Source organism: Acinetobacter sp. YH16051, assembly GCF_013417135.1.
In the GTDB taxonomy this organism is placed as follows: domain Bacteria; phylum Pseudomonadota; class Gammaproteobacteria; order Pseudomonadales; family Moraxellaceae; genus Acinetobacter; species Acinetobacter towneri.
Map to the genome: position 1 here is coordinate 1 of NZ_VPEN01000147.1, position 1103 is coordinate 1103.

Sequence of the window (1103 nt, forward strand, 5' to 3'; positions counted from 1 at the left end):
TTAGGAGCGAAATATGTCTTTAAAGCCAGGACAGAATACAGGCCGTGATGGTGGGATTTATCGAGAGCAAGGTCCTAGAGGTGGGTTGAGAGATAACTACTCAACTATTCCAGATCGAACTATTGCCCCCCCGACATCAAAGCCAAATTCAAGCTGGGTTCGTGTTGAACGTACGCCAGATAGTAAGCGATGAGCTGTGAAAGACTGTTAAGTACGCTTGGCAGTCTTTTTAATAATTTCATATTAACGAAGGCACTGAGATGACTGATCAAACAATAAATATTTTATGTTCTTGCGGAAGCGATAAGTTTGAGATTCCTAGTAATCCTAAAGCTTCAGATACGATTACTTGTGCTAAATGTGGAGCACAAGAAAAGTATGGAATATTGCAGAAAGAAATAGCTTCTAAAGTTAAAAAACAAGTTGAAGCTAATTTTAAAAAAATGTTGAGAAGAGCGGGTTTTAAATAAGCTAATTGTTGATAGGAGGTCCTGTGTTTCCACCGAAAGAATATATAAAAAAATCTTTTAAACAAGGGGTTGCAATAACTATCCTTTTAGGAGTGATCCCTCTTTTATTAGCTTTATGTCAAGATATTTGGGGAGTCATTTTTCATAAAAGTCATGATCTATCTAACTTTAACGAAATGATGAAGAGCCTTATACCTTCCCATGATAATTATGTCCATATTCTTATTTGGCTTTCGGGAATTTACTGTCTACCTTTATTAATGTTAGTTGTAGCAGAAAGAGAATTAGAAAGGAAAATACCAATACCGAGTTGGATAAAGAATTTTATTCTTAATTTTGAATATGCATTATCAGCTATTTTTAGTGTGATGTTTGTTGCATCAGCTATTTTCTTTACTACAGGTTTTTTCTTCTGTTTTACCAGTTTCGGTGTCTCTTATGGCATTGGATTTGTTGTTATTGGAATAATTCTATTTACTCTCACTATGTATGCACTAGCAGCGATGCTAGAGCTTAAAGACCTATTCGTGAAAAATGATTCCGATTCAGAGAAAAACCTAGATTCTGATAATGAGAAGGAAAGTTAATTTAATACCTATAGTTTTCCTTTTAATAATAAAAAACCCCAGCATC

General features: G+C 34.5%; 2 protein-coding genes. Both read left to right on the forward strand.

The genetic code is table 11. From position 1 onward, the window contains the following. Positions 1-260: 260 nt before the first annotated feature. On the forward strand, positions 261-470 hold the full coding sequence (locus FTV41_RS14965; RefSeq protein WP_163146743.1) for a hypothetical protein: 210 nt from the start codon (positions 261-263) through the stop codon (positions 468-470). Positions 471-493: 23 nt separating this feature from the next. Next, positions 494-1057, forward strand: a complete 564-nt coding sequence (locus FTV41_RS14970) for a hypothetical protein (RefSeq protein WP_163146742.1) — start codon at positions 494-496, stop codon at positions 1055-1057. Positions 1058-1103 lie beyond the last annotated feature (46 nt).

What these genes read in the sequence shown, in the direction of transcription:
- FTV41_RS14965 (WP_163146743.1), top strand. Translation starts at nt 261, where the DNA reads ATGACTGATCAAACAATAAATATTTTATGTTCTTGCGGAAGCGATAAG.